Below are 26,274 nucleotides of genomic sequence, written 5' to 3' on the forward strand. Positions count from 1 at the left end.
TGGCTATTATTACGCCTATAAGGGATTTTTTGAATGAAATGAGGGGCTTACCAATTAAATATTAGAAGTTTTTAAAAAGGCCGAATTTTATTGCTGAAAGCGTAGGGTTTGCCTTATTATTCGGCATTAAATATTGTAAAATAAGACTGTCTTTTTTGCGACATTTTCTAGTTAATTTTAGAAACAAAATTTTATTTTGTGAATACCAGAAATGGCAACCTTTTAAGTTGGTTTGGATTCCTGAAATACTTCCATTCATTAGGAGATAGAATATAATTCTTTGATTGGTTACTTAATCCTTGTGATTTTCTGATTTATGTTTATTATTTCCAATGAATATTTTGATGGGCAACAAGATGCTTAGCTTTACATCATGATAAAAGATAGCTCATGTATTGGAAAAAATATAGTAGACAAAAAATAAGAGATGTAGTTTTTGAAGCGATTGGAAAGAACCTTAACTACCGAGATTCACCACCAATAGGGCTTCCAGCCTCATATTTAGATCCTAAGGTGTTCTATTCAGACGCACCTTTTTTAAGTGAGGCTCCATTTATGAGTACAATGGTAGCTAATCCGAATCATATTGGTTGTCACACCATGGGCGACTCCGAACCTGTTTTTAGTGGAACCCAGGCTATTGAAAGAGAGCTTATTGAGATTTGTGCAACTCAAATTTTTGGTGCTGAATCGGATGCGGTAGATGGGTATGTTGCTTCTGGCGGCACGGAGGCCAATATTCAAGCATTTTGGGTTCTAAGGAATTATTTTATACAGGAATTGGGAGCCGCTCATGATGAAATTGCTATGGTATATTCTTCAGATGCTCACTATTCGATGCCCAAAGGCGTGAACCTGTTGAATATTAAGTCTATAGTGGCGCAGGTAGATGAAGAAACGCGCTTGATCGATTTGATCAAGTTGAAAGAATCATTGACTCAAGCCAAGGCGTCTGGTGTTAAATATTTTATTGTAGTCATGAATATGTCTACCACCATGTTTGGTTCAGTGGATGATATGGAAGGCGCTATTGATTTGTTTCATTCTATGAGCTTGAATTTTAAGATTCATGTGGATGGTGCTTATGGAGGGTTTATTTACCCTTTTTCAGCCAAGGATGTCTTATATTCTTTTCAGAATGAGCATGTGTTTTCATTTTCTTTAGACGCCCATAAGATGCTACTGTCTCCTTATGGTACTGGTATTGTACTGATTAGGAAAGGGTATATAGACTATGCTATGACCCAAGAGGCAAACTATGTAAAAGGGAAGGACTACACTTTAATTGGTAGTCGTTCAGGTGCGAATGCAGTGGCTATTTGGATGATCTTAAGAGCATATGGCTCTGAGGGTTGGACTGCAAAAATTGCCGAGCTTCTTGATCGTACCGATTGGCTTTGTGAGCAATTGTCCAAGCGAGGTATTGTGTATTTTCGGCATCCAAAGATGAATATCGTTACGATGAAACCAGATATGATCGATAAAGCATTGGCTGAAAAGTATTTTTTAGTTCCTGATGATCATGATTCTCCGGCTTGGTGGAAAATTGTTGTGATGGATCATGTTACCGAGGGTGTTTTAGATCATTTCTTATTGGATTTAGATAAATCAATCACAAATGCATAAAAATGGATTGTTAATAGGAGCGGTGCTAGGTCTGTTGTCCGTAGTTATTGGTGCGTTCGGTGCGCATGGGTTGAAAGATATCTTAGTGGAAAATGGTAGACTAGATGTTTTTGAAACGGCAGTGAAATATCAAATGTACCATGCATTTGCGTTGCTGTTTACTAGTCTCCTAGCTGAGAAAATAAAAGGAAGATGGGCCACTAGAGCGATCTTTTGTTTTGTGACTGGGGTTATAATTTTTAGTGGCTCCTTGTATGTTTTGAGTATATCCAACATCGGCATTTTCGGAGCGATTACACCAATTGGTGGTTTGTTTTTTGTAGCTGGGTGGATTTACCTAATTATTAGTATTGTCAAGAACACTTGAAAATGATTAATTTTAATAGCTAGTAGATGGGACGATTGATTACTTTGAATTTTTGTTTATCTAACTTTATTAACATGAAAAGGCAACTTTTTACTTTTTGGCTTTTACTTCTTGTATTGATATGTTCTTGTAGTGATGACGATGAAGAAGGCTTAGGGGATTTGCCAGATTATTGGGTTGGAACTTGGACTTCTGTTCTACTGAATGCTACTAGCTGTCCAGATGATACTGACAATGGAACGTGCACTGTTGGCTGTTTGAGTATTTCATTTGATTCAGAAGGTAAATACTCAGGTGTGTTTTTCAATGAAACTATATCAGGGACTGCAACTGGAAACAGTAATACTTTAGAATTATGTTCACCGAATAATGAATGTACAACTATCACTTATTCATTTACTTCAAGTGGAACCTCAGTATCCTGGACGGATTTAGAGGATGGTTGTAGTTATAACGGAATTGTTATCCAACCTAATTTTCCAAGTGAATTGGTGGGAACGTGGACTTCTAATTCGGGTGTAGCTTCAGGATGCGACGACGATTCAGATAGTGGAACTTGTACGCAAGACTGTTTGACCTATACATTTGATGTGGATGGTACTTTTGAAGGGGAGTTGTTAGAAGAACCCCAAAGATCAGGTTTTGGTTATGCTAGCGGTTCTAGTCTCTACTTATGTTGGTCTGGAGAATTTAGTTGTCAGGAGGTGACCTATGAAATCTCGGGAGATTCTGGTACAGTAACATGGGACGATAATGAAGATGGGTGTACTTACACTGCAGATATTTCTAAGGAATAGTATTTAATAGACAAAAAAGGCTTTCAGATTACCTGAAAGCCTTTTTTGTCTAAAACATTGAAGTGATTAAACATCCACTTTCGCATATTTTGCATTCTTCTCGATAAACTCTCTTCGTGGAGCTACTTCGTCTCCCATAAGCACAGAGAATAAATGATCCGCTTCTGCCGCAGATTCGATAGTTACTTGCTTCAAACTTCTGTGTTCAGGATTCATTGTTGTCGTCCAAAGTTGTTCAGGGTTCATTTCTCCAAGACCCTTGTATCTTTGTAGTCCTACAGACTCCTCTTTGCCGTCTCCAGCCAATTCTCTAGTAACTCTCTCTCTGTCGTCTTCAGACCAAGCATATCGCTCTTGTTTACCCTTTTTCAATAAATAGAGCGGAGGGAGTGCGATGTACAAGTAGCCATTGTCGATCAAATCTCTCATGTATCTAAAGAAGAAAGTCAGAATCAATGTACGAATGTGACTACCATCAATATCAGCATCCGTCATGATGATGATTTTGTGATATCTCAATTTCTCCATGTTTAGCGCCTTTGGGTCTTCTTCGGTTCCGAATTTTACCCCAAGAGCAGTAATCATGTTTTTAATTTCTTCGTTTTCGTAGATGCGATGCTCTTGAGCTTTTTCTACGTTTAGAATTTTACCCCTAAGTGGAAGAATAGCTTGAAATTTCCTGTCTCTACCTTGTTTGGCGGATCCACCTGCAGAATCTCCCTCTACTAGGTAAAGTTCACATTCCGCTGCATCTTTTGAAGAACAGTCAGCCAATTTACCCGGCAATCCTGATCCAGACATCACATTCTTACGCTGCACCATCTCTCGAGCTTTACGTGCCGCTTGTCTAGCTTGCGCAGCAAGAATGACTTTCTGTACGATTGCTCGTGCCTCTTTAGGATTTTCTTCCAGATAATTATTTAAAATTTCGCTTACGCTAGTATCTACAGCGCCCATGGCATCTGAGTTACCCAATTTGGTCTTGGTCTGACCCTCGAACTGGGGTTCCTGAACTTTTACAGAAATAATAGCTGTTAATCCTTCTCTAAAGTCATCACCAACAATTTCTACTTTGGCTTTTTCTAGCAATCCAGATTTGTCTGCATAAGACTTTAGCGTACGAGTTAGAGCTCTTCTGAAACCAGCCACATGAGTACCACCTTCTATCGTATTGATGTTATTGACATACGAAACCACGTTTTCGGTATAAGACGTATTATAGGTTAGAGCCACTTGAACAGGAATGTCTCCTTTCTCACCTTCCATGTATACTGGGTCGGGGATCAATTTTTCTCTTGAACCATCCAGATAATTGACAAACTCTATCAATCCACCTTCTGAGAAAAATTCTTCGCCAATGAAGTTGCCTTCTTCGTCTTTTTCTCTTTTGTCTGTCAAATGAATTTTAATACCAGCATTCAAATAAGACAGCTCTCGTAATCTAGAAGCTACAGTTTCGTATTTGTATTCACTTACAGTGAAAATTTCAGTATCAGGTAAGAAGTGAACGAATGTACCCGTGATGTCTGTTTTCCCGGTTTCTTTTACTGAATACTTCGGAATTCCTTTTGAATATTCTTGCTTGAATACTTTACCACCTCTGTGGACGGTTACTTCAAGCATGGAAGAAAGGGCATTTACACAAGATACACCCACGCCATGAAGACCTCCAGATACCTTGTAGGTATCTTTATCGAATTTACCACCGGCATGAAGTACAGTCATTACTACTTCCAGCGCCGAACGACCTTCTTTTTCATGCATATCCGTAGGGATACCACGACCGTTGTCGGATACCGAAATGGAATTATCTTCGTTAATAGTGACTGTAATAGTATCACAGTGGCCGGCGAGCGCTTCATCAATTGAGTTGTCTACTACTTCCCATACCATATGGTGAAGCCCTTTAAATCCGACATCGCCGATGTACATGGCTGGTCGTTTTCTTACCGCTTCTAATCCTTCTAATACCGTAATATTACTGGCTGAGTAGTCACCTTTTTGTGCTCCGCTGGCTTGCTTCTTTTCTTCGCTCATTTTACGTATTTATTAATCTTTGTTCGGGTGTAATTTTTCTTTAAAATGGCTATTGAATTGTAACCGTGACAATATCCCGAAACGGGACTTGATTTACCCGAATAAAATCTGCCAAAAATACGAAAATCTAGCTGCCCAATTGGTGGTTTTTTTAACATTTTTAAGATTATGACTGAGATAATTTTTCTGGTTGGGTAAATTGCGATAGAGAATCAGATTTCAGCGAAATTTATATTATTCATGCCCCATATTTTAAAGCAAGCTTCACTTAAAGGATATAATACTTTTGGAATAGAAGCTGTGGCAGAACAACTTATCAAAGTTTCTAATAATCAGGAAGTTAAAGAAGCAATTGATATGGCTAAAAAACTGGATGTGCCTCCCTTGGTACTAGGTGGAGGGTCCAATGTTTTATTCACTAAAAAAACATACCCGCTGGTTATCCTTAATAATTTGACCGGCATAGAAAAACAAAAGGAGAATGAGGACTTTGTTTGGATAAAATCTGGCGCAGGTGTGATTTGGCATGAGTTGGTTTTGCACTGTATTGATAATGGCTGGGGAGGGATCGAAAATTTGTCCTTAATACCGGGTACGGTGGGGGCTGCACCTATGCAAAATATTGGGGCATATGGAGTAGAAATAAAGGAAGTGTTTGAGTCATTGGAGGCAATTCATTTGGATACTTTAGCCGAGCAGGCTTTTGGCAACGACGATTGTCAGTTTGGTTATAGAGAAAGTGTTTTTAAAAGAAAGTTGAAGGGAGATTATTTTATTACTTCAGTTACCTTAAAACTGACTAAAAAACACAAAGTGAACGTCAGTTATGGGGCTATCACCGATGTGTTGGACAGTCAATCGATATCGAATCCATCTATTAAACAAGTGAGCGACGCAGTTATTCAGATTAGAGAATCAAAGCTGCCCAATCCGAAAGAAATAGGTAATGCCGGAAGTTTTTTTAAAAATCCGGTGATAAGTAATGATCATTTCCAAGAGCTTAGAGCAACCTATTCTAATATTCCAAGTTATGAGCAGCCTAATGGTAAGGTAAAGGTACCAGCCGGGTGGTTGATCGAACAGTGTGGATGGAAGGGCATGCGTGAGGGCCACATTGGTGTCCATGTAAATCAGGCATTGGTATTGGTGAACTATGGAAATGGAACAGGCGCAAACATTAAGGATCTGGCATTCAAAATCAAAGATTCAGTTAAGCAGAAGTTTAATATTGACATCACTCCAGAAGTCAACATTATCTAATATTTCATATCATGTATTATAACCTTCTGAAACAACCTACGTTTAGTGACTGAGTAATCACTCAGTATGACTAAGAAAGAAAAAATCATGCGGTCGGCGATCAAACTATTTTGTTCGCTGGGTTTTCAAAATACTTCTACCACCAAGATCACTAAAGATGCTGGTGTAGGGACGGGCACTTTGTTTTTATATTTCAAATCTAAAGATGAGCTAGTTAACGCTCTATATGCTGATGTCAAGCGAGAAATTATGGAATTTCATCATGTGTTTGCAGATCAGTCTTATCCTTTCAAACAACAGCTGAACTTATTCTGGCAGCACATTGTGACGTGGGGTGTTCAAAACCCCGTAAGATTCAAGTTCATGATGCAGTTTAAGAACTCCCCTTATATTTCTCAGCTTACCGTTCAGGAACTTCAAGAAGAGAATCAATTTGTAGAGAAGGTGATGAATCAAGCGATAAAGGACGGAATTCTTATTGACCAGCCCTTCGAGTTTTTGATTTCAATATTTACTTGTCAATTCAGTGCTATTATCCAATACCTTAGTACGCAGGAAGCCAATGAGCATGAACGAATGATTCAAATCTCTTTTGACGTTTTGTGGAACGGAATCAAGAAATAAATCATGTTAAAAATACTAAAAATGACCCTATTAACAATTTTTATGGCTGTAATTGCCATCGTCATTCTTGTGGTTATCTTTTTCAAAACAGCTCCCCAAATTGGGGTATCTGCATCAGGAGTAAGGCTAGAAGAAATTCAAAATTCTCCGCAATTTCAGGAAGGAAAGTTTCAAAATTCAGTGCCAACTGAGACTGATTTTCCTATTTCCAAATATTTCAAAGTGATGTATCAGTTTGTTACAAATACCAAAGGTAGGGAACCGGAAGAAAGGATCGAGACTTTTGCTTTTGATCCTGAGAAGTGGGCTTCAAGAAATGAGAATGAAATCATGTTGAGTTGGTTTGGTCACTCTACCGCTCTTATAAAAATAGATGGTAAGACGATTCTGGCTGACCCTGTTTTTGGTGAGCGAGCTTCTATGTTTTCCTTTATGGGGCCTAAAAAGTTTGATTACAGTCATCATATGAATGTGAATCAACTACCTGAAATCGATTTGGTTATTATATCACATGATCACTATGACCATTTGGATTATCCAACTATTACTCAACTAAAGGATCGTGTAAAGCTGTTTTATGTACCGCTTGGTGTGGCGTCTCATTTGGAAAGTTGGGGAGTGGCAGCTGATAATATTGCAACCTTTGATTGGTGGGATGAGCAAAATCTGGATGAAAATATCAAACTGACATTTGCTCCAACAAGGCATTTTTCAGGGAGGGGCCTGACCGATAAGTTCTCTACTTTATGGGGTTCATGGGTCATAGAAGGGAGAGCTCAGAAGATGTATTTTAGTGGGGACTCTGGGTATTTTTCTGGCTTCAAAGAAATTGGAGAAAAGTTTGGTGAGTTTGATTTGGCTTTGATCGAATGCGGAGCCTACAACAAAGAAAATTGGCCTGACATTCATATGTTGCCTGAGCAATCGGTGCAAGCAGCATTAGACGTAAAAGCTAAAATTGCCATGCCTATTCATTGGGGTAAGTTCAATCTGGCTTTGCATCTATGGAAAGACCCTATCGAAAGATTTAAGAAGGCAGCCAGGTCTAATGGCCTGAACACGCACACACCAAAGGTTGGTAAAGTATTAATGATTCCTTCAGGATACAGCTCTGACGAGTGGTGGGAAAATTACATGTAAATGTCCCGCAAGCCTTCTCTCAAGAAAATCCTATAAATGTTATTCTCAGGATAGTTCGGTTTTATTCTTTTTTTGAGTAATTTCTTGCCTAACGGACTATACGACTGAGCTATGAGAATTGACATTCTGTTTTTGAGTGTTGTATTTGTTTTTATTTCCAACTCTTATTCTATAAGTGAATCCCTTCAGACTGATACTAATCGAATAGAGGCTGATTCATGTGCTCGTGTCCTTGATTTTGACTGTGCGATTGACTCATATAAAGAAGCTTTATTATTTGAAAATGTAGATAGTAGCTTGGTTGATTTCTTAGATATTCATAATCGAATAGGTGACATCTACTACAAACAAGGGTATTTCACAGAGGCCAATAGGAGTTATCAGCTGGTTCTGAAGTACGCAGAGAAACATGGTGAAGAGAGTGAAGCGGCTAAGGCCCTTATGGGGCAATCACATGTCCTCTGGAGATATGGAGATAATGTCAAATCAATTAAAAACATATTGAAGAGTATTGATCTATTTCGGTCATTGAAGGATACTGCTAATTTGGTAAGTGCATCAAATATTTTAGGAGGAATCTATGTGAGTACGGGTGAACTAAGGAAAGCAAGCGATATCTATGAAGAAACTTTAAGTATCGCTATAGCGGGTAAAGATTCTATAGGAATGGCCAGCTCTTATGAATACAAAGGAGTGATTCGATCATTTAAGAAGGAATATGCAGAGGCAATTAAGTACTATCTCAAGTCTCTATCCATTAATTTGAAAATTGGAAATGAAGTAGATGCTGGAATTACCAATGCCAATATTGGTGAAGCCTATATGAATTTAGCTGACTACAAAATTGCATTGGAATATCTTTCGGTCGCAGAGGAAATTCTAACCAGGTATAATTTCAATTCAGGATTAATCTTTGTGAATTACTGTGCAGGTGAATGCTATATGAGACTAGGACAATTTTCAAAGGCACATCAGCGATTCAATAAAAGTTTAGCACTTATATCGGTCACCGGAGAATCAAGAGAAAAATCAACTGTACTGGGGTTAAAAACGGAATGTTTTGAATTGGAAGGTGAATTTGAACAGGCGTACAAACTGCAAAAAGAATATGCGATTGCCAAAGACTCATTGAATGCCTCAAACCAAAACGAACAACTCATGCAGATCATGGGACAGTTTGAATTTGAGAAAAAGGAACAAGAAAATTTATTCTTGCAACAAGAAAATGACCTGAAAGCAAAAGAGATTGAGTCTAAACAGGCTCAAATCAGATTACAATATGCCATTGTAATAATCTTGATCATTTTCCTTCTTATTGTAGTTTTTCTATTCATTAAACTTTACAAAAATAAGAAGCTATTAGATGAGGCCAACCAGACAAAAAATAAGCTATTCGGTTTTATAGCTCATGATATCAAAGCTCCATTGGGAAACCTGCAAATGCTGGTGCATATGCTAGGTGATGGGTATGCACATAATAAAGAGGAGCAATCCAAAGTGCTTTCAGAATTGAATAATTGTGCCTATTCGGTGGTTCAATTGACCGACGATCTTATATCCTGGTCAGTGGCGCAACAGGATGGGTTGAATTTTCATCCTGAAAATTTGGTTTTGGGAGAATTGGTCAAGGACACTCTTGATTTGTTTAAACCACAGATTGATTTTAAGAAAATTGATATTGAAAATTCAATTCAGCCCTTTTTGGAAGTCTATGTAGATAAAAAAGCGTTTCTGTCTATCATGAGAAACATTGTTTCCAATGCGATCAAGTTTTCGGAGTCGGGAGGTGAAATTGTGATAAGTGCCAAAGAGGTGATGGATAAAAAATCTGGTCGTGCCATGACAGAGCTTCGGTGTAAGGATGAGGGCGTTGGAATGTCAAAGAAAAAGATTGATCTATTGATTAACTCAAATCAAATTCATACTACAAGGGGAACGGCTAATGAAAAAGGCACAGGGTTGGGTTTAAACTTGATAAAGGAATTTGTAGAGAAATCGGAAGGCTATATCAAAATCAAGAGCAAAGAAAATGTGGGCACAAGGTTTTCAGTATTTCTCCCGACAGTCGATCAATAGCTATGCGTTTGAATCAATCTTGAAGCACGTTGCTCACAAAAGTCGATTTAAACATCATCCACAAAAGGAAGAAAACAATCGCCCACTTAAGATAGATCGGGTAGAAGTCAGTAGTGTCACGAAACCTGTTTTCTTTGATTTCGGCTTTTTCATACTTGTCGATCAATTCAAATACACTTTCCAAAGCCTTGTTGTCGGACACCCGATAGAACTGGCCATGGCCTATTTCTGCTATCTTTCTTAGCGTAGTTTCATCCAACGTGTTTTCTACATAGCGCGTTCGACCAAAAAAATCTTTACCAAATGGCACTTTGCCTTCTTTACCTATCGCAATTGTATAAATCTTGATATCGTACGCACTAGCCAGTTCTGCGGCAGTTATAGGGTCAATATTACCAGCCGTATTGTCCCCATCACTTAGCAAGATCATCACCTTGGATTTGGAGTCGGACTCTCTCATTCGGTTAGTGGCTACGGCCAAAGAACTCCCAATGGCGGTTCCCCCTTTTTCAATTAGATCAAAAGATATACCATCAATGTATTCGCCTAGAAGGTCATAATCCGAAGTGAGGGGTGATCGCGAATAGGCTTCACCAGAAAACACCACCAAACCAATTCTATCTTGAAATCTTCCGGCAATAAACTTTCGTGCGACATCTTTAGCAGCTTCCAGTCTATTCGGTTTAAAATCCTCGATTTGCATCGACTCAGAAATATCAATGACCAGCATGATATCAATTCCCTCAGTCCATTGCTCCACTTTTTCATTGGTTTTCTGTGGCCTCGCCAAAGCAACAATAATCAACGATACGAATAATAAAAAAATGAAGCTAGGGATGTGTCTAAGCAATGATGAAGGGCTCCATTTAATGTCTTTTTTGATTAGCGCTATAGCTAGATTCTTCTTTTTGCTAAGGCTCCAAGCCCACCATATAAGGAGAAATAATGGCAGAAGAGAAAAAGCATAAAAAAGTATCGGATTTTCCCATTGAAAATTAGAAAAAGTGGCTGGTTTGAACCAATCCAAGGAAAACCAGTTAGCAGTATTGCCTTGTTGCTCACCCATGCTTCACCTCCTTGATTTTATGCTGATATCTTTCCAAAGTAAAATCCTCTAGTGCTTCAAAATTCTTGTGCATTTCATCATCGTCAATGGCACCGTAAATGGCACGGTCAATCGTTTGTAATACAGTTTTTAGCTCCTTTTCGAATCCGACTTTTAGTATTTCCTTAGAAGTATATTTGGTAAAAGGGCGATCTTCTAACTTTTCCATATACTTCTTCCAAGTGACTAGAATTTGTTCTATGAGTTCAGCATTGGTCTCGCTCTGTTTGATTCTAATAATCCCGCGTTCAAACTCCATGGAGAATTTCTCATAGGCTTTTCGCATTCGATATAGTTTGATCTTTTTGCGAATAGAATTTCCAAAAAGAAAATAGGTTCCGATCAAAAGCACCAATAAGATGCCAAGTCCAATCATCAAGTAGGGATAATTGAATGCATATTCTACGGCTTGATACGTGACGTTCTCTTTAAATTTTAACGAATCAGGCATCATGGTGACCAGTTCTTTTAAGAAAACGGAGTCTGGATTGGCTAAAATGATTGTGCTGTCATTGCCATTAAGTAAATAGACTGGGAGCTGTAATTTTTGAACTAAATCTACTTCGAAGGAAGCTACCGTATAGACAGCGCTGTCGAACGCATGGGTACTATCAGTTCGGGTGGGGAAATAGCTTTTGCTGTAGTATTCAAACGGCTCAAAGTTGAATGTAGAGTCCGGGAAAACCAATTGCCAATCCAAGGGGTATTTCACAGAGAGGGAGTATTGTACTTCTTCACCCACCATGACACTGTCTTTTAGAAATTTGCCGAAAGGGGCAATTTCCTGCGCATAATTGAATGAAAATACTAAGCTGAATAATATACCTGCAGCAATTCTTTTACCCACTTTTCCTCATTTTATTTCTGACTTTGAACAATCGGATGAGCTTTGGTACATAATCCTCATCGGTACGGATGTTGGTGTAGTTGGCCTGATTTCTTAAACAAAATTTCTCTAGTTCCTTCTGGCGATTTCCATACGTTTGATCCAGTAATTTTCTAAACGCACCAGACGAGGTGTTTTTCCATACCGTTTTACCGCTTTCCTGATCATGAAGTGGGACGATGCCGAGATTCGGGAAAGAGGTTTCTCGTTTGTCCGACACCTGGATGACCACAAGGTCGTGTGCGCGAGCGAGTGCTTTCAGATCATGTTCATAATTTTCATCAACGAAATCTGAAATTAGAATCACGACACTTTTTCGCTTAAGTAAATTTAAGGTGAAACTTATGCCCTTAGCCAAATCAGTTTGTTTAGACTTTGGCTCTAGATTGAACACATTAGAAACAATGTTGAATGAGTGCTTCAATCCTTTTCCCGGTTTTACATATTTCTCCTTTTGATCCGAAAAACAAATGAGTCCAACCTGACTATTTTCTTTAATTGCTGAGATGGAGAGGAGCGCACAAATTTCTTTGCCTACGTCAAGTTTTTGCTGTCCCTCTTTACCTATTTTCTGTGAGGCACTCACATCAAGGATGAAAAAGACATTCTGCTCTTTCTCTTCTTTAAATGTCTTTACGAAAGTACCATGACCTTTGGCGGAAACATTCCAGTCAATCGACCGTACATCATCTCCATACTGATAGGAGCGAACATCGTCAAACTCCAATCCAGACCCTTTGAAAATAGAATGAAAGTCTCCTTGCATCTGGGAGTTGATAGCCTTCCGGATCCTGATCTCGTATTTTCTAAGCTTCTTGAGGATGTCCTTCATTCATTGTACTTTTGAGGCGCTAAAATTAAGCCATTACTTAATACTTTGGGTTTGTGAAAAAATATTTTTTGTTAATAAATGTTATCGTAGGATTTGGTTGTAGCCAGACTCTAAAAAATGAGGATGTGATACCTCCTGCAAAGATGACCGAGTTGCTTATTGATATCCATATTTTGGAAGCCAGAGTAGATAAGCTTCGTTTGCCGAATGATTCCGCATTTGCCATATACAACACGTTGGAGAAGGAAATTTTCGATCAAAATGATTTGACAAAGTTGGAGTATGAACGTAGCTATCAACACTACTTATCTAATCCTAAGCAGTTGGATCAAATCTATGCTGTAGTAGTCGATAGCCTGAATGTGATTCAAAAAAGAGGGTATAAAGAAGAAACTGAATTAACGAAGGTGACTGATTTTAAACCAAGTTTGGATTCTATGGCGGTAAACAATAGGAAGTTGAAACCTTTAGAGTTATCTAGAGATTCAGTATTTAAAAAATAGAAATTGAATTATTACCCCAAAGATATTGAGGTCAAATTAGGTTTTGACAAAGTAAGGCAGTTGGTAAAGGACCGGTGTATCAGCACATTAGGTGAAGACTTTGTGGATCGATTGGCACTTTCGACCAATACATCGAAGATCAATGAATGGATGGATCAGACACGAGAGTTCGTTCAAATATTAACTAGCGGTTCGTCATTTCCACAATCGAATTATACAGATATATCACCAGCCCTCAAGCGTTCAGAAGTTCCTGGAAGTTTCTTGGATGAGGAGGATTTCTTTGAAGTCAAACTAGTGCTCGAGACACTTCTCAAGATGTTGAAGTTTTTTGAAGTGCATGAAGGAGATTATCCTGTCTTATCGGCTAGGGTAGCACATATCGAATTGGAAGATTCGTTGTATTTGGCTCTGGATAGGAAGATAGACGAGAAAGGACAGTTGAAGGACGACGCCAGTCAGGAACTGATGTCTATTCGAAGTGCTATTTCCAAGAGTCAAGTACGAGCACGAACGGCAGTCAATAAAATATTGAAAGAAGCTAATAAGCATGGCTATTGTCCTGAATCGCCAACCTTAACGATTCGAGAGGGTCGTATGGTTATACCAGTATTGGCTGAGCATAAGCGACATATCAAGGGCTTTGTGCATGACGAATCTGCTACTGGACAAACCGTATTTTTAGAGCCAGCCGAGGCACTAGAAATCAACAATGAAATCCGAGAGCTGAGATATGCGGAAAGGCGAGAGATTGTTAGAATTTTAACGGCTTTGACAGATGAACTCCGGGAAAACCTTCCTGAAGTTAGAAAAGGAATCAAAGTGCTGGGTGTCATGGATTTTATTCGGGCCAAAGCAAGATTTGGAATAGATTTCGATTGCACCTGTCCTGAGTTGTCGAAGCAGCAGAAAGTAAATTGGCAACTGGCTCGGCATCCAATATTGGAGGCAGCACTCAAAGAACAAAAGAAGAAAATTGTTCCCCTCAATCTTGTCTTGACAAGAGACAAAAGGATCATGTTGATCTCGGGTCCTAATGCCGGGGGGAAATCTGTTTGCATCAAAACCATTGGATTGCTGCAGTATATGGCACAATGCGGTATGCCGGTTTCTGTTTCTGAAAGCTCCGAATTTGGAACATTCTCCTCTGTTTTTATCGATATTGGAGATGAACAATCCATCGAAAATGACTTGAGTACTTATAGTTCGCACTTGACGAACATGAAGCACTTTTTAGAGCAGTCGACCAGAAATACGCTCTTCTTGATTGATGAATTTGGCACAGGGACCGAGCCACAATTTGGAGGGGCAATTGCTGAAGTGGTCTTGCTGGAATTGAACAAAGCGCAGGCCTTTGGTGCCATTACCACTCATTATGGCAATTTGAAAAAAGTGGCCGACAAGGAGAAAGGTGTGGTAAATGCGGCCATGAAGTTTGATGTGAAGAGATTGGAGCCGATGTACGAATTGGAAATTGGTAAACCGGGAAGCTCTTTTGCTTTGGAGATTGCAGGGAAGATTGGTCTCAACCCTGAGATGCTTAATCGAGCGAAGAAGAAAGCAGGGATCTCTCATGTACAGTTTGATCGCCTGTTGAGTGAATTGGAATCCGAGAAAAATCAAATTGCCAAGGATAAGAAATCATTAGACGCTAAAAACAAGCGACTAACTGATGCGATCAAGGATTATGAAGACTTGAAGAAGTATTTGGAAAAAGAAAAAACCAAAGTACTTAAAGACGCGAAGGAAGAAGCAGCCAGAGTCATACAGTCTTCAAATAAGAAGATAGAAGCCACCATTAAGGCCATCAAAGAATCTAAAGCAGATCAGAAGCGCACGGCCCAAGCTAGAGAAGCGCTTAAAGATCATGCGGAGAAAGTGGTGAAAACAAAAGCTGAAAAGACTGCACCACAAAAAACGGTAGATACCAGTCCGATTGAAGTAGGGGATAAAGTGCAATTGAAATCTGGGGCTGTTGGCGAGGTAGAAAGCATTAAAGGAAAGCAAGTGGAATTGCTGCTTGGAGGATTGAAGTCAAGAGCCAAACTAGGTGATCTAGTTAAAATCTCATCGAAGGAGTTTAAAAAAACAACCGAAAAGCGAGTGCAACAAATGACTGGTATCAATCTGAACGATAAGATGGCCAGCTTTAGTTCTACTTTGGATATTAGAGGGGTGAGAGCAGAAGAAGCCATTGGCAAAGTAGAATATTACATCGACGAGGCACTATTGCTTGGGCATGCGGAAGTGAAGATTCTTCATGGCAAAGGTCATGGCATATTGAGAGAATTGGTTAGAAACGTACTTCGTGAGAATCATAAGGTGATCAGCGCCAAAGACGAGCATGTAGAACATGGCGGGGCGGGTATTACTGTAGTTACTTTGGATAACTAATGGGTCTACCTACTTACACTGTTCAACAATTGGCCCTTAGAAACGGACAAGACCGAGATGAAATCTGGGTGGCTTACCAAGGCAATATCTATGATGTAACCAAATCACGGCTATGGAGAGACGGTAAGCACTACGAACATTGGGCAGGGCAAGACCTGACACCAGAATTGGCCGATGCCCCCCATACCGAAAAAGTATTTGATAAGTTTGAGGTGATTGGCGTTTTGGGTTAGCTATTCTTTTCGACGAAGCACATATTCAAAAGTCTTAGGCCAGTATCCATCAGGATCTGTAGATAGATGGTTGTATTCGGTGCCTCGAATTTCATTTCCATCCTTAGATATTACCCATTCTACCTTTTCTTCGGCTGGAATACCACCACGAGCAATAAAAGTGTCATAGCCTTTGAAAGTTCGTGTTTCTTCATTGTAGGAAAGTGGGTAATCTACCCTGCCTGGCCAATTGTCATACAGATACAATACTTGAAAGCTGTCCTTTCGTACAGGATAGTTGAGTAACTCTAACAACTCACGAGTGCTTCCATCTTCTTGCGTCCAGCTAGACTTTATTTCTACATAGGTGTCTTTGAGTATTTTTTTTCCAACAGCCTGAATAGATTCTAATCTGGTTGTTTTGCTGCTATCCCTTGGGAAATAGGCAGTAGCTTGACCAGTCCATTCTCCAACGAAAGTGACTAAAACAGGCTGAGGATCAAATGTTTTAGATTCATTTTGAGCTAAAGCGGTGCTACAAGCAAAAAACAATAACGCAATAAGTTTGCTGATTTGGTTTTTCATAAGGTTTGATGTTATTCCATTGTAATACTCAAAAAACCATCATTAGTTTCCTATTTGCAAATGAAATGCTGGAGATACCAACAAACAACAATTCTGAGACGGCAAACAGCCATTTACATGACTTTTGAAAGGTTGAAAATTTTACAATTAATAGGGTTGATCAAATAGGACAAGTCAATTAAAAAATGTTCAATTATTGACCACAAACTCAGCGAATCCTCAATAATTTGTTATTTTCGAACCCGATGCGCAAACACACCGCATCAATTTTTAAGAACGGTATGATTCTAATCGCAGAAAGTGGCTCCACCAAAACGGAATGGAGGATCATTGATTCCAAACAAAATGTTTTTCACGCTCGATCGGGCGGGATCAATCCTTATTATTTGGATGCGGCTGGAATTTTAGAAGTGATGCGAATGGGACTTATCGAGTACATCGATGCGCCATTCAAAGAAGTGTACTTTTACGGTGCGGGGTGTTCGTCTACTCGAAACAAGCAGACGATCAGAGATTGCTTTATGCAATTGTTTCCCAACGCTAAAATTGAGATCAATCATGACATGCTGGCTGCTGCTCGCTCGCTATGTGGAATAGAAGAGGGGATCGCCTGTATCTTAGGGACTGGTTCTAATTCGTGTCTTTATGACGGGATAGGAATTATAGAAAACGTCCGCTCGTTGGGTTATATTTTGGGAGACGAAGGGAGTGGGAATTATCTGGGCAAACAGTTTTTAACGCATTATTTCAAAAAGGAATTGCCTAAAGAGATTAGCGATCAGTTTGATGAAGAATTTGGCCTCGAAGCTCCGGATATTTTAAACAATATCTATCATCACCACATGCCAATCCTGTATTTGTCAAGCTTTTCTAAGTTTATACACAAGTATCTTAAAGACCCAATGATTTATCAAATGGTATATGATGCGTTCAAAAAGTTTGTGGAATTGAATGTATTGAAATACACCAATTTCAAGAACATACCCGTTCATTTCACCGGATCGGTAGCCTTCTATTATGAGGACATTTTAAGAAAGGTAGGCGCTGATTTAGGTATCAATATAAAAGACATTGTGGTTGGCCCAATTGATGGTTTGACGCAGTATCACCAGCCGAAGAAGTAAAAGTATTCAATCTCCCCAACCCTCTTCTCCAAGAGGGAGTTTAAAATCTAATAATTCTAGTTCTGCAAGGCTCAAATCATTCCCCCTTAGAAAATGGGGGCTAGGGGAATTTGACAATGGAGTTTAAATAATAAAAATCAGAATCTCTTCTCTTTCCCAATCGATTCCCTCAATTTTGAAGAATGAGTTCTACTACTGAATCCCCTTCGAATTATAATGACCTACAACACATGTCGGTCTTTGAGTTATTGACTAATATCAATAAGGAAGATCAGACGGTGCCCAAGGCTGTAGAAAAGGTGATTCCTAGCATTGAAGCATTAGTAGGGCAGATCGTAAAAAAAATGGCTGCCGGCGGACGCTTGTTTTATATCGGAGCGGGTACGAGTGGGCGCCTTGGAGTGGTAGATGCCTCAGAGATTCCCCCCACTTACGGTTTGCCTCATGGGCATGTGGTAGGGGTGATAGCAGGAGGGGATGGAGCCATTCGCAAGTCAGTGGAAAACGCCGAAGACGATCCTGCGCAAGCATGGGATGATCTATCGGAATTCAATATTTCTGAAAAAGATGTTCTTATTGGCATAGCTGCTTCTGGACGAACCCCTTATGTCATTGGCGGATTGGCCAAAGCCAATGAAGAAGGCCTGGTGACTGGGTGCATTACTTGCAACTCAGGAAGTAAACTAGCCGAAACTGCTCAGTTTCCCATAGAGGTAGTGGTAGGGCCTGAGTTTGTGACCGGTAGCACACGCATGAAGGCAGGTACGGCTCAAAAGTTGGTGCTCAATATGATCTCTACTGCCGTTATGATTCGATTGGGTCACGTACAAGGCAACAAAATGGTGGATATGCAATTGAGCAATGAAAAGCTGGTGGATCGGGCCATTAGAATGGTCATGGAAGAGACAGGCCTCAATAGAACTAAGGCTGAGGCTTTGGTTAATTCTCAAGGTTCGGTTCGCAAGGCGATTGATCACCACAATAGAGAGGATGCATAACATTGAACCCTATAGTGGTTGGCTGAAATACTATGACTCGGCCAGTGATGCCTTGTCGCCTTTTCATGGCAAGGAGTACAATTACGATCTTTATTCTGAAACCATTTATGGTTATTATATCGACCCAGGGTGGGATTATTTAGGCTCTGAGACTTTGTATGTCAAGATGCTTTTTGTGGACTATCATTTGGGCTATGCCGTGCTCGAATTCATAGGTGAGTGGAACGACGCGGTGAATAATGATATCATGCATCTCAAAAGAAACATTATCGATGAATTTCAACTGGAAGGCATCAATAAGTACATCCTGATTGGTGAAAATGTGCTCAACTTCCACGGCTCAGATGACAGTTATTACGAGGAATGGTTTGAAGATGTAGAAGATGGATGGATTGTAGGTATGGGTTTTCGGGACTTCGTCATAGATGAAATGAACAACTACAATGTAGACGGCTACATCAATTTCGGTGGCCCACTAGAAATCACCAACTGGCGAACGATCAAACCACTCACCCTCTGTCAAAGAGTAGATGAATTGGTGATGAGGAGGTTGGGGATGTGAACGTCCAGCTATCGGGCGTAAGCTGGACTTTTAAATTTCCATAAAAGTATCTGATTCCACCCGCCTTTGCAAATAGCTCAGTTAGCTTATGGATGATAGTAAATGTTATGGAGCTATTTAGAAGAGCATCATTAGAAATATGATTATAACAATTACTATGACAATTGTAGTACATCCATTACTATCCTTTTTACCAAGAAGCCCTTCAGCCTTACGAATTTCTTGGTTACCCACTAATTGCAGTTCAGCATGAAATTCCTCTTCCCAATGCTCTGGAAGTTCAAGAACAATAGTCTCTTCAATTATTTGTGGTTTTTTATGGTCAGTATCTGATTCATTTGATATTAAGGTTAAAATATGATCGAGCCTTTCAGGTATTCTTTCAATTTTAAGTGTCTGTTCTCCAACATTATTCTTCAATAGAGACCTTAGTTTTTCATATTCTTCAGGGACATTTGTGAAATTGATAAGCTCCTCGTATTGCACGATTTGTTCAAGGTAGTCTGCAATCAACTTGCATACGTGATGTATTTCGTTGACATCACCAGCTACTCCTGGTTCTCCCCAAGTTTTGTTTAATTCATCAACTAAGTTTACGAGAGGTTCGATGAGGTTTGATGCCTCAGTCAGTCTAAGGCCAATCCAATTGAAAGCATCTTCTTCTTCAATATGATTCTGAGGTTTTAGATATAAATTGTTACGTAAATCTTTAAGTTTTCTTAAATGAGGAGCGTTTAAGTATCTCATCAGCTCAGCAGTTAATCGGTATTCCCAACCGTCTGGCTTATCTACTATAATTCTTCTGATTATGAAAGGATAGCTTTCAAATTGATCAAGGATAAATTGCAGTTGTTCATTCTTGATTTGGGCTGATTTACTTCCCAATTCGGAAAGAATGTACTCCTCGTGAATTTCGCGCCATTTGAATAAGTCTTCAGTCGAAAATTTTTCTTCGTCCGTATCTATCAGTTTATGACAATTTCTACACAACCAAATTGCATTTGTGACTTCTGACCTAGCAGAATCTGTCATTTCAGCTTTGAATCTTTTTGCGCTAGGCCTTGCACCTCGAATATGAGCCGCTTCTCCAATTGTCGTTGATTTATCAGGCTGACTATTCGGGCCTACTGTTTTAGTTCTACAGTCTGGATTGGAACAGATGAATCCGGCTCTTTTGGCAATAATATCAACCGTGTTTTTTGAGAAGTCGGGATTCATAAAATTTGAGAAGAATTCTGGAAGTACTCAATGCTCCATAACATTTGAATAAAGTGCACCGTGCACTTTACTCCACTAATATGGTAGAATATAGTGCACTATGCAAATCTAGATGGTTAATGAGTGGCTTTGGGTAGATTTAGTAATTGTCAAAGGAACCACTTGTCTCCTTCGACTGGGCTCAGGATGACAAAGCCGATTATGCAATGCCTTCCTTCGAGGGCCTCAGGATGACAGTAAAAAATGTACTTGTCACCCTGAGCAAGGTCGAAGGGTGACAATGCAGAAAATATCCTTCGATGTAGTTCAATAAGGCAAACGGTACTGTCTTCTTCAGCGGTTCGCCGCAGTGGCTCTCGAAGGGCGACATTCCATATTCATTTATCTTTAGAGTATTTCTTAGATAGTTCTGGCAGCTTTTCCCACTCGTCATTGATCAGCGCTTCTTTCTTCGCCCTTCGCCAGCCTTTGATTTGTTTTTCAAATGCAATGGCTTGGTTGATGTCTCCAAAGTGTTCTTGAAATACCAATTTTACTGGTCGCTTATGGAAAGTGTAGCACTTGGGATGATGGCCAGTTTCGTACTCCCAGAGTCTGCGTTCGATATCGTTGGTGACTCCGGTGTAGTAGCTGTTGTTTGCACATGCTAAGATGTAGACCGTATAGGGTTGGTTGGTCGCCATGAGGCTAATATAATTAAGTTGGTGCCAATTGTCTGTCTTCGAGATCCTCAGGACGACAAAGCCGATTGTGCATGATCTTCCTTCGAGGGCCTCAGGAAGACAGTAAAAAATGTACTTGTCACCCTGAGCAAGGTCGAAGGGTGACAATGCAGAAAATATCCTTCGATGTAGTTCAATAAGGCAAACGGTACTGTCTTCTTCAGCGGTTCGCCGCAGTGGCTCTCGAAGGGCGACATTCCGTCCTCATTTATCTTTAGAGTATTTCTTAGATAGTTCTGGCAGCTTTTCCCACTCGTCATTGATCAGCGCTTCTTTCTTAGCCCTTCGCCAGCCTTTGATTTGTTTCTCAAAGGCAATGGCTTTGTTGATGTCTCCAAAGTGTTCTTGAAATACCAATTTTACTGGTCGCTTATGGAAAGTGTAGCACTTGGGGTGAAAGCCCGTTTCATGCTCCCAGAGTCTGCGTTCGATATCGTTGGTGACTCCGGTGTAGTAGCTGTTGTTTGCACATGCTAAGATGTAGACCGTATAGGGTTGGTTGGTCGCCATGAGGCTAATATAATTAAGTTAGTGCCAATTTTCTGTCTTCGAGGGCCCGGGCGGCGATCCGCTCAGACTGACAAAATTCCGTTAGTGCCAATTGTCTGTCTTTGAGAGCCTCAGACTGACAAAGTTGGTTGTGCAATGTCTTCCTTCGAGGGCCTCAGGATGATAGTAAAAAATGTACTTGTCACCCTGAGCAAGGTCGAAGGGCGACATTCAGTGCATGAAGACCCTGTGAGAAAACGTGATTGAACTCGTTAAACTTATTAGGTAGATTCCTTCTACCTTTGCCTATCCATGAGTCAGGCAGCCACAAATAAGGACACACTGTTCACCAGATTTAACAAAAGCATAGCAGGGATTTCACTACCTGCACAATTCACCTATCCTTTTTTTTACGAGCCACATCCCTTGTGCAAGTTGGCCGCTAAGCAATTACAAGAATCCCTGAAATCACAGACCAACTGGCAACATGATTTTGGTATTGATCACTGGGTGGATGGAGTGAACATAGGGAAGATGTTTGGTGTGCTATTGGTGCAAAACGAAGCAGGAGAAATTGGTTTTTTGTCAGCCTTCTCGGGCAAATTGGCAGATGAGCATCATTTGCCAGGATTTGTGCCACCAGTTGTCGACTACTTGGCCGTGGATAGTTATTACAGAAAGGGCGAAAAAGAAATTGAAGAGGTTAACAATCAACTGTGTCGATTGTTAGAGTCTGACGATTATCTGACTGCCAAGTCCAATTGGGAGCAAGCTAAAGCGCAATCAGAGAAGGAACTCACTCATTCAAAAAAAATCCAGAAGGAAGCCAAACAAGAACGCAAACTAAAAAGGGAGAAGGGTAAAGAGCAGTTGTCTGAAAACGACTTTCTAGCTTTGGATGCTGCGCTCAAAGCGGAAAGCATGCAGATGCATTATCAAAGTAAAGATTTGGTGAGGAAATGGAAAACCGAACTGCAAGAGAAAGAGGCTGAGTTACTTCATTGGGACAACCAAGCCAAGGCATTGAAAAAGAAAAGAAAGCAAATGTCCAATGACTTGCAGCAGTGGATTTTTGATCAATATCAATTCTTGAATATAGATGGCAAGACCCGAAGTGTTTGTGACATTTTCGCAGAAACGGCTTTCAAAATTCCTCCTTCTGGAGCTGGAGATTGTGCATTGCCCAAGCTGCTGCAATACGCCTTCAAGTACAAATTGAAACCGCTGGCAATGGCCGAATTTTGGTGGGGGCAGTCGCCGAAGTCTGAGGTGAGAAAGCATGGTTATTTCTATCCATCGTGCAAAGGCAAGTGCGAACCTATTCTGGGACACATGTTGGATGGAATGGAAGTAGCACGGAGTCCGATGCTGAATGTGTCGACTGAGGATAAAAAACTAGAGACGATCTATGAAGACGATTACCTGTTGGTGCTAAATAAACCTCATGAGTTTTTGAGTGTACCTGGAAAGACCAATGCCGATTCTGTATTGGCTAGAATGGAGAAACAATTGCCTAACGCGACGGGACCGCTACTAGTTCATCGATTGGATCGGGCCACTTCTGGATTGCTATTGGTAGCCAAAACCAAGGAAGTTCACAAAGACTTGCAGGACCAATTTCTGGCTCGAACGATTAAGAAAAGATATGCAGCACTGTTAGAAGGGAATTTAGCAGGAGACGAAGGGCGAATTGAATTGCCACTACGACCAGATATAGAAGATCGACCCAGACAGTTGGTGTGTTTCGAACATGGCAAACCAGCAACTACCCAATGGAAAGTAGTAGAGCGGAAGAACAACAGAACGTTGGTGCACCTCTGGCCAATGACAGGCCGTACGCATCAATTGCGAGTCCATGCTGCACACCTGGATGGTTTGAACATGCCTATGGTAGGGGATGATTTGTATGGGAAGCCCGATAGTAGATTACACCTTCAAGCGGCAGAGTTGTCGTTTGTGCATCCGGTGACCAAGGAAGAAATGACGCTGGCTTTAGCGCCTGACTTTTAGCAACTCTACTTTCCCATAGCCTGATTCGAAAGTGAGATGGCAATTTCACTGATTTTATCCGAAGTCATGACGCTCGATTTTTCAGCATCCTTGCTGTAAAAGTTGCTGTACCGAATGGATCTCCAAATATCCTTACCCAATTGTGTATCTGGAATCACCGAAAGAAAACTATCGCCTTCGTAAGAAATCATATAGTATCCGAAGCTGTTATAAAAGACTGGTACACCTAGCGATTCGCTCGGGGCTGGTTGGTAGGAGAAGACCATCGGTGTGCATCCATCTTCACAAGCCGCTGCTACCAACATTTTTTGACCATTTCGTTCCACGTATTGTACCAGCATTTCCTGAGTGGTTCCACCTTTGGGAGATCGCTCTGGTGTCATCAAATAGTATTTGCCGTCGAGACCCGTGGAGGGTATGTACGATTGTGCATTGGCATCTTGGATCAAGAGGCAAATGATTAAGCAAAATGATGCAATAGTCCATTTCATAGTTTTGGCGTTTGGTTTTGAGAGTTGTAAAATAAAGAAACCGATTGATCAATCGAGAATTAGTTACAAAAAAAGCCTTTCTGATCATCTCAGAAAGGCTTTGAGTATACAATGTTTTTTATTATTAATCCTGTAATGCAGCTACGCCAGGTAGTACTTTGCCTTCCATATATTCGAGCAATGCACCGCCTCCAGTAGATACGTAAGATACTTTGTCACCGTATCCTAGATTGTTGATAGCAGAAGCTGAATCACCACCTCCGATCAATGAGAAGCCATCGTTTTCAGTAGCAATTACTACTGCTTCAGCGATAGACTCTGTTCCAGTGGCGAAATTTGGGAATTCAAAAACACCCATAGGTCCGTTCCAAAGTACAGTCTTTGAGTTGGCTACTACTTCGCTGAATATTTTCACTGTCTCAGGTCCGATATCCAATCCCATCCAACCGTCAGGAATTTTATCTGCATCTACAAATTCAGATTTTGCATCGTTATTGAAATCGTCTGCAATTTTATTGTCAACCGGCAAGTAAAGGTTTACACCTTTTTCCTTAGCTTTCGCTTCCAATTCTTTGGTTAACTCCAATTTGTCGTCTTCACAAAGTGAATTTCCAATTTGTCCTCCTTTAGCCTTGGTGAAAGTGTAAGACATGCCACCACCAATGATCAGGTTGTCTACTTTGTCCAATAATTTTTCAATGATCAAAATCTTATCAGATACTTTCGCTCCACCCATGATCGCTGTAAATGGTCGGTCTGGATTGTTCAATACTTTTTCGGCATTGTCTAATTCAGCTTGCATCACATAACCACATACTTTGTCAGTAAAAAACTTAGCTACTATAGTCGTAGAAGCATGTGCTCTATGTGCGGTACCAAAGGCGTCATTTACATATACATCACCAAGTTTAGAAAGCTTTTCAGCGAATGCCTCATCACCTTTAGTTTCTTCTTTGTAGAATCTAAGGTTGTTGAGCAAAAGCACTTCGCCGGCTTGCAGACCAGCAGCTAAATCTACAGCATCTTGACCTACGCAGTCTTCAGCGAATTTTACTGTAGTTCCGAATCTTTCAGATAGTGTCGATACTAAGTGCTTTAAAGAAAACTTCTCTTCAGGTCCATCTTTCGGACGACCTAAGTGACTCATCAAAATAGCTGATCCGCCGTCAGCTAATATTTTCTTAATAGTAGGAGTGGCAGCTTTGATTCTGGTGTCGTCAGTGATTTCAAATTCGGCGTTCAAAGGCACGTTGAAATCTACCCGTACTAAGGCTTTTTTGCCTTCAAAGTTGAATTGATCAAGTGTGTTCATTGTAATTCGTGTTTATTATCTAATAAATTTTTTAGCAATCATGGTGCTGAAATAGTTGTAAGATCAAAACTCTTTGTCATTTCGACGAAACGGAGAAATCTAATTGTCATTTATTAGTAGCGTTAAGATTTCTCTCTACCGTTCGAAATGACAGTTGAGGCTGATTAGTGCCTTTTTTTGTTCATTTCTCTATTACTTCAACAGCCCTTTGGGTCATGCGGTTATTTATTATTAATTATCATTTTAATTTTCTTTTTTGCTCAATTTTAAATTGAGCGTAGCCAAAATCTCCTCTTCCGAAATTGCCCCTTTTCGGAAGATCACAGGCATTTTATTTTCAAACCCTACAATAGTGGATTCTAAACCTATGGTACTCGGTCCTCCATCCAAAATGTATTCGATGCGATCACCGATTTGTTCATTTACCTCTTGTGCTGTGGTAGGACTATCATGGCCACTCAAATTGGCACTGGTAACTGCTAATGGAAAATCCAATTGCTTAAGAAGTTCCAAAGTCATGTCATGATCGGGTACTCTTAGTCCCATAGTCGTTCCTCCAGATAACATTACCGGTGATACTTCACTGGTCGCTTCAAATATTAAGGTCAAAGCGCCGGGCCAGTATTTCTCTGCCAGCATACGGGCGTTGTTAGGGATGTTTTTTACAAAACCCATAGCCTTATCTATGTGATCGACTTGGGCGATGAGTGGTTTGTCCTGAGGACGTTGTTTGACATGGAATATCTCCTGGAGAGATTCCGTTTTTTGCGCGTGACCTGCTAAGCCATAGACGGTATCTGTGGGTACAGCTACCAACTTACCCGCTTTGAGCAAGGCTGCTGCGTGCAATATGTCTGTTCCTATTTTTGCCATTTCGATAAAACGAAATGCGAAGGTACAGAAT

At 40.2% G+C, this 26,274-nt stretch carries 25 protein-coding genes; 14 read left to right on the forward strand and 11 right to left on the reverse strand.

Translation table 11 applies throughout. From position 1 onward, the window contains the following. Positions 1-390 precede the first annotated feature (390 nt). From R8N23_RS08455 to R8N23_RS08465, 3 genes are all read left to right on the forward strand, one after another. Positions 391-1,626: a pyridoxal phosphate-dependent decarboxylase family protein gene (locus tag R8N23_RS08455; protein ID WP_318171148.1), complete on the forward strand. Its 1,236-nt coding sequence runs from the start codon at positions 391-393 to the stop codon at positions 1,624-1,626. Beyond that, complete coding sequence (locus R8N23_RS08460) at positions 1,619-1,993, forward strand: DUF423 domain-containing protein (protein ID WP_318171149.1); 375 nt, start codon at positions 1,619-1,621, stop codon at positions 1,991-1,993. Before R8N23_RS08455 ends, R8N23_RS08460 begins: the two co-directional genes overlap by 8 nt. A gap of 74 nt (positions 1,994-2,067) precedes the next feature. After that, positions 2,068-2,790, forward strand: a complete 723-nt coding sequence (locus R8N23_RS08465; protein WP_318171150.1) for a hypothetical protein — start codon at positions 2,068-2,070, stop codon at positions 2,788-2,790. 66 nt (positions 2,791-2,856) lie between these two features. Here R8N23_RS08465 and gyrB read toward each other — a convergent pair whose 3' ends face one another. Further along, positions 2,857-4,827: a DNA topoisomerase (ATP-hydrolyzing) subunit B gene (gyrB, locus tag R8N23_RS08470; RefSeq protein WP_318171151.1), complete on the reverse strand. Its 1,971-nt coding sequence runs from the start codon at positions 4,825-4,827 to the stop codon at positions 2,857-2,859. 240 nt (positions 4,828-5,067) lie between these two features. On the opposite strand from gyrB, the gene murB reads away from it, so the two are divergent. The 4 genes from murB to R8N23_RS08490 all read left to right on the forward strand — a co-directional run bounded on the left by murB (position 5,068) and on the right by R8N23_RS08490 (position 9,927). After that, positions 5,068-6,087 carry a UDP-N-acetylmuramate dehydrogenase gene (murB, locus tag R8N23_RS08475; RefSeq protein WP_318171152.1) on the forward strand — a complete coding sequence of 340 codons (1,020 nt, stop codon included), beginning with the start codon at positions 5,068-5,070 and terminating at the stop codon, positions 6,085-6,087. 66 nt (positions 6,088-6,153) lie between these two features. After that, complete coding sequence (locus R8N23_RS08480; protein ID WP_318171153.1) at positions 6,154-6,711, forward strand: TetR/AcrR family transcriptional regulator; 558 nt, start codon at positions 6,154-6,156, stop codon at positions 6,709-6,711. A gap of 21 nt (positions 6,712-6,732) precedes the next feature. Continuing rightward, a complete protein-coding gene (locus R8N23_RS08485; RefSeq protein WP_318171154.1) occupies positions 6,733-7,851 on the forward strand; it encodes an MBL fold metallo-hydrolase in 1,119 nt (372 codons plus the stop codon). A 111-nt stretch (positions 7,852-7,962) separates the two neighbouring features. Next, entirely contained in the window at positions 7,963-9,927 is a 1,965-nt protein-coding gene (locus R8N23_RS08490) for a tetratricopeptide repeat-containing sensor histidine kinase (RefSeq protein ID WP_318171155.1), read from the forward strand. A gap of 13 nt (positions 9,928-9,940) precedes the next feature. On the opposite strand, the gene R8N23_RS08495 is transcribed toward R8N23_RS08490, so the two are convergent. Genes R8N23_RS08495 through R8N23_RS08505 form a run of 3 tightly spaced genes read right to left on the reverse strand, consistent with a single transcriptional unit; the run spans position 9,941 to position 12,750 of the window. Beyond that, on the reverse strand, positions 9,941-10,993 hold the full coding sequence (locus R8N23_RS08495; protein ID WP_318171156.1) for a VWA domain-containing protein: 1,053 nt from the start codon (positions 10,991-10,993) through the stop codon (positions 9,941-9,943). Continuing rightward, positions 10,986-11,879 (reverse strand): hypothetical protein, encoded by an 894-nt coding sequence (locus tag R8N23_RS08500; RefSeq protein WP_318171157.1) that lies wholly within the window; start codon positions 11,877-11,879, stop codon positions 10,986-10,988. Before R8N23_RS08500 ends, R8N23_RS08495 begins: the two co-directional genes overlap by 8 nt. Continuing rightward, positions 11,872-12,750, reverse strand: a complete 879-nt coding sequence (locus R8N23_RS08505) for a DUF58 domain-containing protein (protein ID WP_318171158.1) — start codon at positions 12,748-12,750, stop codon at positions 11,872-11,874. Before R8N23_RS08505 ends, R8N23_RS08500 begins: the two co-directional genes overlap by 8 nt. Before the next feature lie 53 nt (positions 12,751-12,803). Between R8N23_RS08505 and R8N23_RS08510 the strand changes: the two genes are divergently transcribed. From R8N23_RS08510 to R8N23_RS08520, 3 genes are read left to right on the forward strand one after another with little or no spacing between them, the layout of a single operon-like run. Continuing rightward, complete coding sequence (locus R8N23_RS08510) at positions 12,804-13,253, forward strand: DUF4296 domain-containing protein (RefSeq protein ID WP_318171159.1); 450 nt, start codon at positions 12,804-12,806, stop codon at positions 13,251-13,253. A gap of 3 nt (positions 13,254-13,256) precedes the next feature. After that, complete coding sequence (locus R8N23_RS08515; protein WP_318171160.1) at positions 13,257-15,647, forward strand: endonuclease MutS2; 2,391 nt, start codon at positions 13,257-13,259, stop codon at positions 15,645-15,647. After that, positions 15,647-15,880: a cytochrome b5 domain-containing protein gene (locus tag R8N23_RS08520; protein WP_318171161.1), complete on the forward strand. Its 234-nt coding sequence runs from the start codon at positions 15,647-15,649 to the stop codon at positions 15,878-15,880. Before R8N23_RS08515 ends, R8N23_RS08520 begins: the two co-directional genes overlap by 1 nt. Here R8N23_RS08520 and R8N23_RS08525 read toward each other — a convergent pair whose 3' ends face one another. After that, complete coding sequence (locus tag R8N23_RS08525; protein WP_318171162.1) at positions 15,881-16,444, reverse strand: hypothetical protein; 564 nt, start codon at positions 16,442-16,444, stop codon at positions 15,881-15,883. It lies immediately after the preceding gene. A gap of 245 nt (positions 16,445-16,689) precedes the next feature. On the opposite strand from R8N23_RS08525, the gene R8N23_RS08530 reads away from it, so the two are divergent. The 3 genes from R8N23_RS08530 to R8N23_RS08540 all read left to right on the forward strand — a co-directional run bounded on the left by R8N23_RS08530 (position 16,690) and on the right by R8N23_RS08540 (position 19,128). Then, positions 16,690-17,568 carry an N-acetylglucosamine kinase gene (locus R8N23_RS08530; protein WP_318171163.1) on the forward strand — a complete coding sequence of 293 codons (879 nt, stop codon included), beginning with the start codon at positions 16,690-16,692 and terminating at the stop codon, positions 17,566-17,568. Between the two features lie 182 nt (positions 17,569-17,750). Further along, the gene (gene murQ / locus R8N23_RS08535; protein WP_318171164.1) at positions 17,751-18,566 is read left to right on the forward strand and encodes an N-acetylmuramic acid 6-phosphate etherase; all 816 of its coding nucleotides are present in this window, start codon (positions 17,751-17,753) and stop codon (positions 18,564-18,566) included. After that, the gene (locus R8N23_RS08540) at positions 18,559-19,128 is read left to right on the forward strand and encodes a hypothetical protein (protein WP_318171165.1); all 570 of its coding nucleotides are present in this window, start codon (positions 18,559-18,561) and stop codon (positions 19,126-19,128) included. Before murQ ends, R8N23_RS08540 begins: the two co-directional genes overlap by 8 nt. Before the next feature lie 117 nt (positions 19,129-19,245). On the opposite strand, the gene R8N23_RS08545 is transcribed toward R8N23_RS08540, so the two are convergent. The 3 genes from R8N23_RS08545 to R8N23_RS08555 all read right to left on the reverse strand — a co-directional run bounded on the left by R8N23_RS08545 (position 19,246) and on the right by R8N23_RS08555 (position 21,578). Next, entirely contained in the window at positions 19,246-20,346 is a 1,101-nt protein-coding gene (locus R8N23_RS08545) for a hypothetical protein (protein ID WP_318171166.1), read from the reverse strand. Positions 20,347-20,723: 377 nt separating this feature from the next. After that, a complete protein-coding gene (locus tag R8N23_RS08550; protein WP_318171167.1) occupies positions 20,724-21,029 on the reverse strand; it encodes a GIY-YIG nuclease family protein in 306 nt (101 codons plus the stop codon). 243 nt (positions 21,030-21,272) lie between these two features. Beyond that, positions 21,273-21,578: a GIY-YIG nuclease family protein gene (locus R8N23_RS08555; RefSeq protein WP_318171168.1), complete on the reverse strand. Its 306-nt coding sequence runs from the start codon at positions 21,576-21,578 to the stop codon at positions 21,273-21,275. Positions 21,579-21,869: 291 nt separating this feature from the next. On the opposite strand from R8N23_RS08555, the gene R8N23_RS08560 reads away from it, so the two are divergent. Further along, positions 21,870-23,567: an RluA family pseudouridine synthase gene (locus tag R8N23_RS08560; protein ID WP_318171169.1), complete on the forward strand. Its 1,698-nt coding sequence runs from the start codon at positions 21,870-21,872 to the stop codon at positions 23,565-23,567. 5 nt (positions 23,568-23,572) lie between these two features. Here the strand turns inward: R8N23_RS08560 and R8N23_RS08565 are convergent, their stop codons facing one another. The 3 genes from R8N23_RS08565 to R8N23_RS08575 form a co-directional block, all read right to left on the reverse strand. After that, on the reverse strand, positions 23,573-24,058 hold the full coding sequence (locus tag R8N23_RS08565) for a hypothetical protein (RefSeq protein ID WP_318171170.1): 486 nt from the start codon (positions 24,056-24,058) through the stop codon (positions 23,573-23,575). Between the two features lie 124 nt (positions 24,059-24,182). Beyond that, entirely contained in the window at positions 24,183-25,370 is a 1,188-nt protein-coding gene (locus tag R8N23_RS08570) for a phosphoglycerate kinase (protein WP_318171171.1), read from the reverse strand. A 243-nt stretch (positions 25,371-25,613) separates the two neighbouring features. Further along, positions 25,614-26,243: an L-threonylcarbamoyladenylate synthase gene (locus R8N23_RS08575; RefSeq protein WP_318171172.1), complete on the reverse strand. Its 630-nt coding sequence runs from the start codon at positions 26,241-26,243 to the stop codon at positions 25,614-25,616. Between the last annotated feature and the right edge of the window lie 31 nt (positions 26,244-26,274).

This window comes from Reichenbachiella sp. (assembly GCF_033344935.1).
Taxonomy (GTDB): domain Bacteria; phylum Bacteroidota; class Bacteroidia; order Cytophagales; family Cyclobacteriaceae; genus Reichenbachiella.

Bases quoted from the DNA above. Each gene is read 5' to 3' on its own strand.
- R8N23_RS08490 (WP_318171155.1), top strand. From the start codon at position 7,963: ATGAGAATTGACATTCTGTTTTTGAGTGTTGTATTTGTTTTTATTTCC.
- R8N23_RS08520 (WP_318171161.1), top strand. From the start codon at position 15,647: ATGGGTCTACCTACTTACACTGTTCAACAATTGGCCCTTAGAAACGGA.
- R8N23_RS08505 (WP_318171158.1), bottom strand. From the start codon at position 12,750: ATGAAGGACATCCTCAAGAAGCTTAGAAAATACGAGATCAGGATCCGG.
- R8N23_RS08550 (WP_318171167.1), bottom strand. From the start codon at position 21,029: ATGGCGACCAACCAACCCTATACGGTCTACATCTTAGCATGTGCAAAC.
- murB (WP_318171152.1), top strand. From the start codon at position 5,068: ATGCCCCATATTTTAAAGCAAGCTTCACTTAAAGGATATAATACTTTT.
- R8N23_RS08560 (WP_318171169.1), top strand. From the start codon at position 21,870: ATGAGTCAGGCAGCCACAAATAAGGACACACTGTTCACCAGATTTAAC.
- R8N23_RS08530 (WP_318171163.1), top strand. From the start codon at position 16,690: ATGCGCAAACACACCGCATCAATTTTTAAGAACGGTATGATTCTAATC.
- R8N23_RS08480 (WP_318171153.1), top strand. From the start codon at position 6,154: ATGACTAAGAAAGAAAAAATCATGCGGTCGGCGATCAAACTATTTTGT.
- R8N23_RS08555 (WP_318171168.1), bottom strand. From the start codon at position 21,578: ATGGCGACCAACCAACCCTATACGGTCTACATCTTAGCATGTGCAAAC.
- R8N23_RS08565 (WP_318171170.1), bottom strand. From the start codon at position 24,058: ATGAAATGGACTATTGCATCATTTTGCTTAATCATTTGCCTCTTGATC.
- R8N23_RS08575 (WP_318171172.1), bottom strand. From the start codon at position 26,243: ATGGCAAAAATAGGAACAGACATATTGCACGCAGCAGCCTTGCTCAAA.
- R8N23_RS08540 (WP_318171165.1), top strand. From the start codon at position 18,559: ATGCATAACATTGAACCCTATAGTGGTTGGCTGAAATACTATGACTCG.
- R8N23_RS08460 (WP_318171149.1), top strand. From the start codon at position 1,619: ATGCATAAAAATGGATTGTTAATAGGAGCGGTGCTAGGTCTGTTGTCC.
- R8N23_RS08495 (WP_318171156.1), bottom strand. From the start codon at position 10,993: ATGGGTGAGCAACAAGGCAATACTGCTAACTGGTTTTCCTTGGATTGG.
- R8N23_RS08485 (WP_318171154.1), top strand. From the start codon at position 6,733: ATGACCCTATTAACAATTTTTATGGCTGTAATTGCCATCGTCATTCTT.
- R8N23_RS08525 (WP_318171162.1), bottom strand. From the start codon at position 16,444: ATGAAAAACCAAATCAGCAAACTTATTGCGTTATTGTTTTTTGCTTGT.
- murQ (WP_318171164.1), top strand. From the start codon at position 17,751: ATGAGTTCTACTACTGAATCCCCTTCGAATTATAATGACCTACAACAC.
- gyrB (WP_318171151.1), bottom strand. From the start codon at position 4,827: ATGAGCGAAGAAAAGAAGCAAGCCAGCGGAGCACAAAAAGGTGACTAC.
- R8N23_RS08455 (WP_318171148.1), top strand. From the start codon at position 391: ATGTATTGGAAAAAATATAGTAGACAAAAAATAAGAGATGTAGTTTTT.
- R8N23_RS08570 (WP_318171171.1), bottom strand. From the start codon at position 25,370: ATGAACACACTTGATCAATTCAACTTTGAAGGCAAAAAAGCCTTAGTA.
- R8N23_RS08465 (WP_318171150.1), top strand. From the start codon at position 2,068: ATGAAAAGGCAACTTTTTACTTTTTGGCTTTTACTTCTTGTATTGATA.
- R8N23_RS08545 (WP_318171166.1), bottom strand. From the start codon at position 20,346: ATGAATCCCGACTTCTCAAAAAACACGGTTGATATTATTGCCAAAAGA.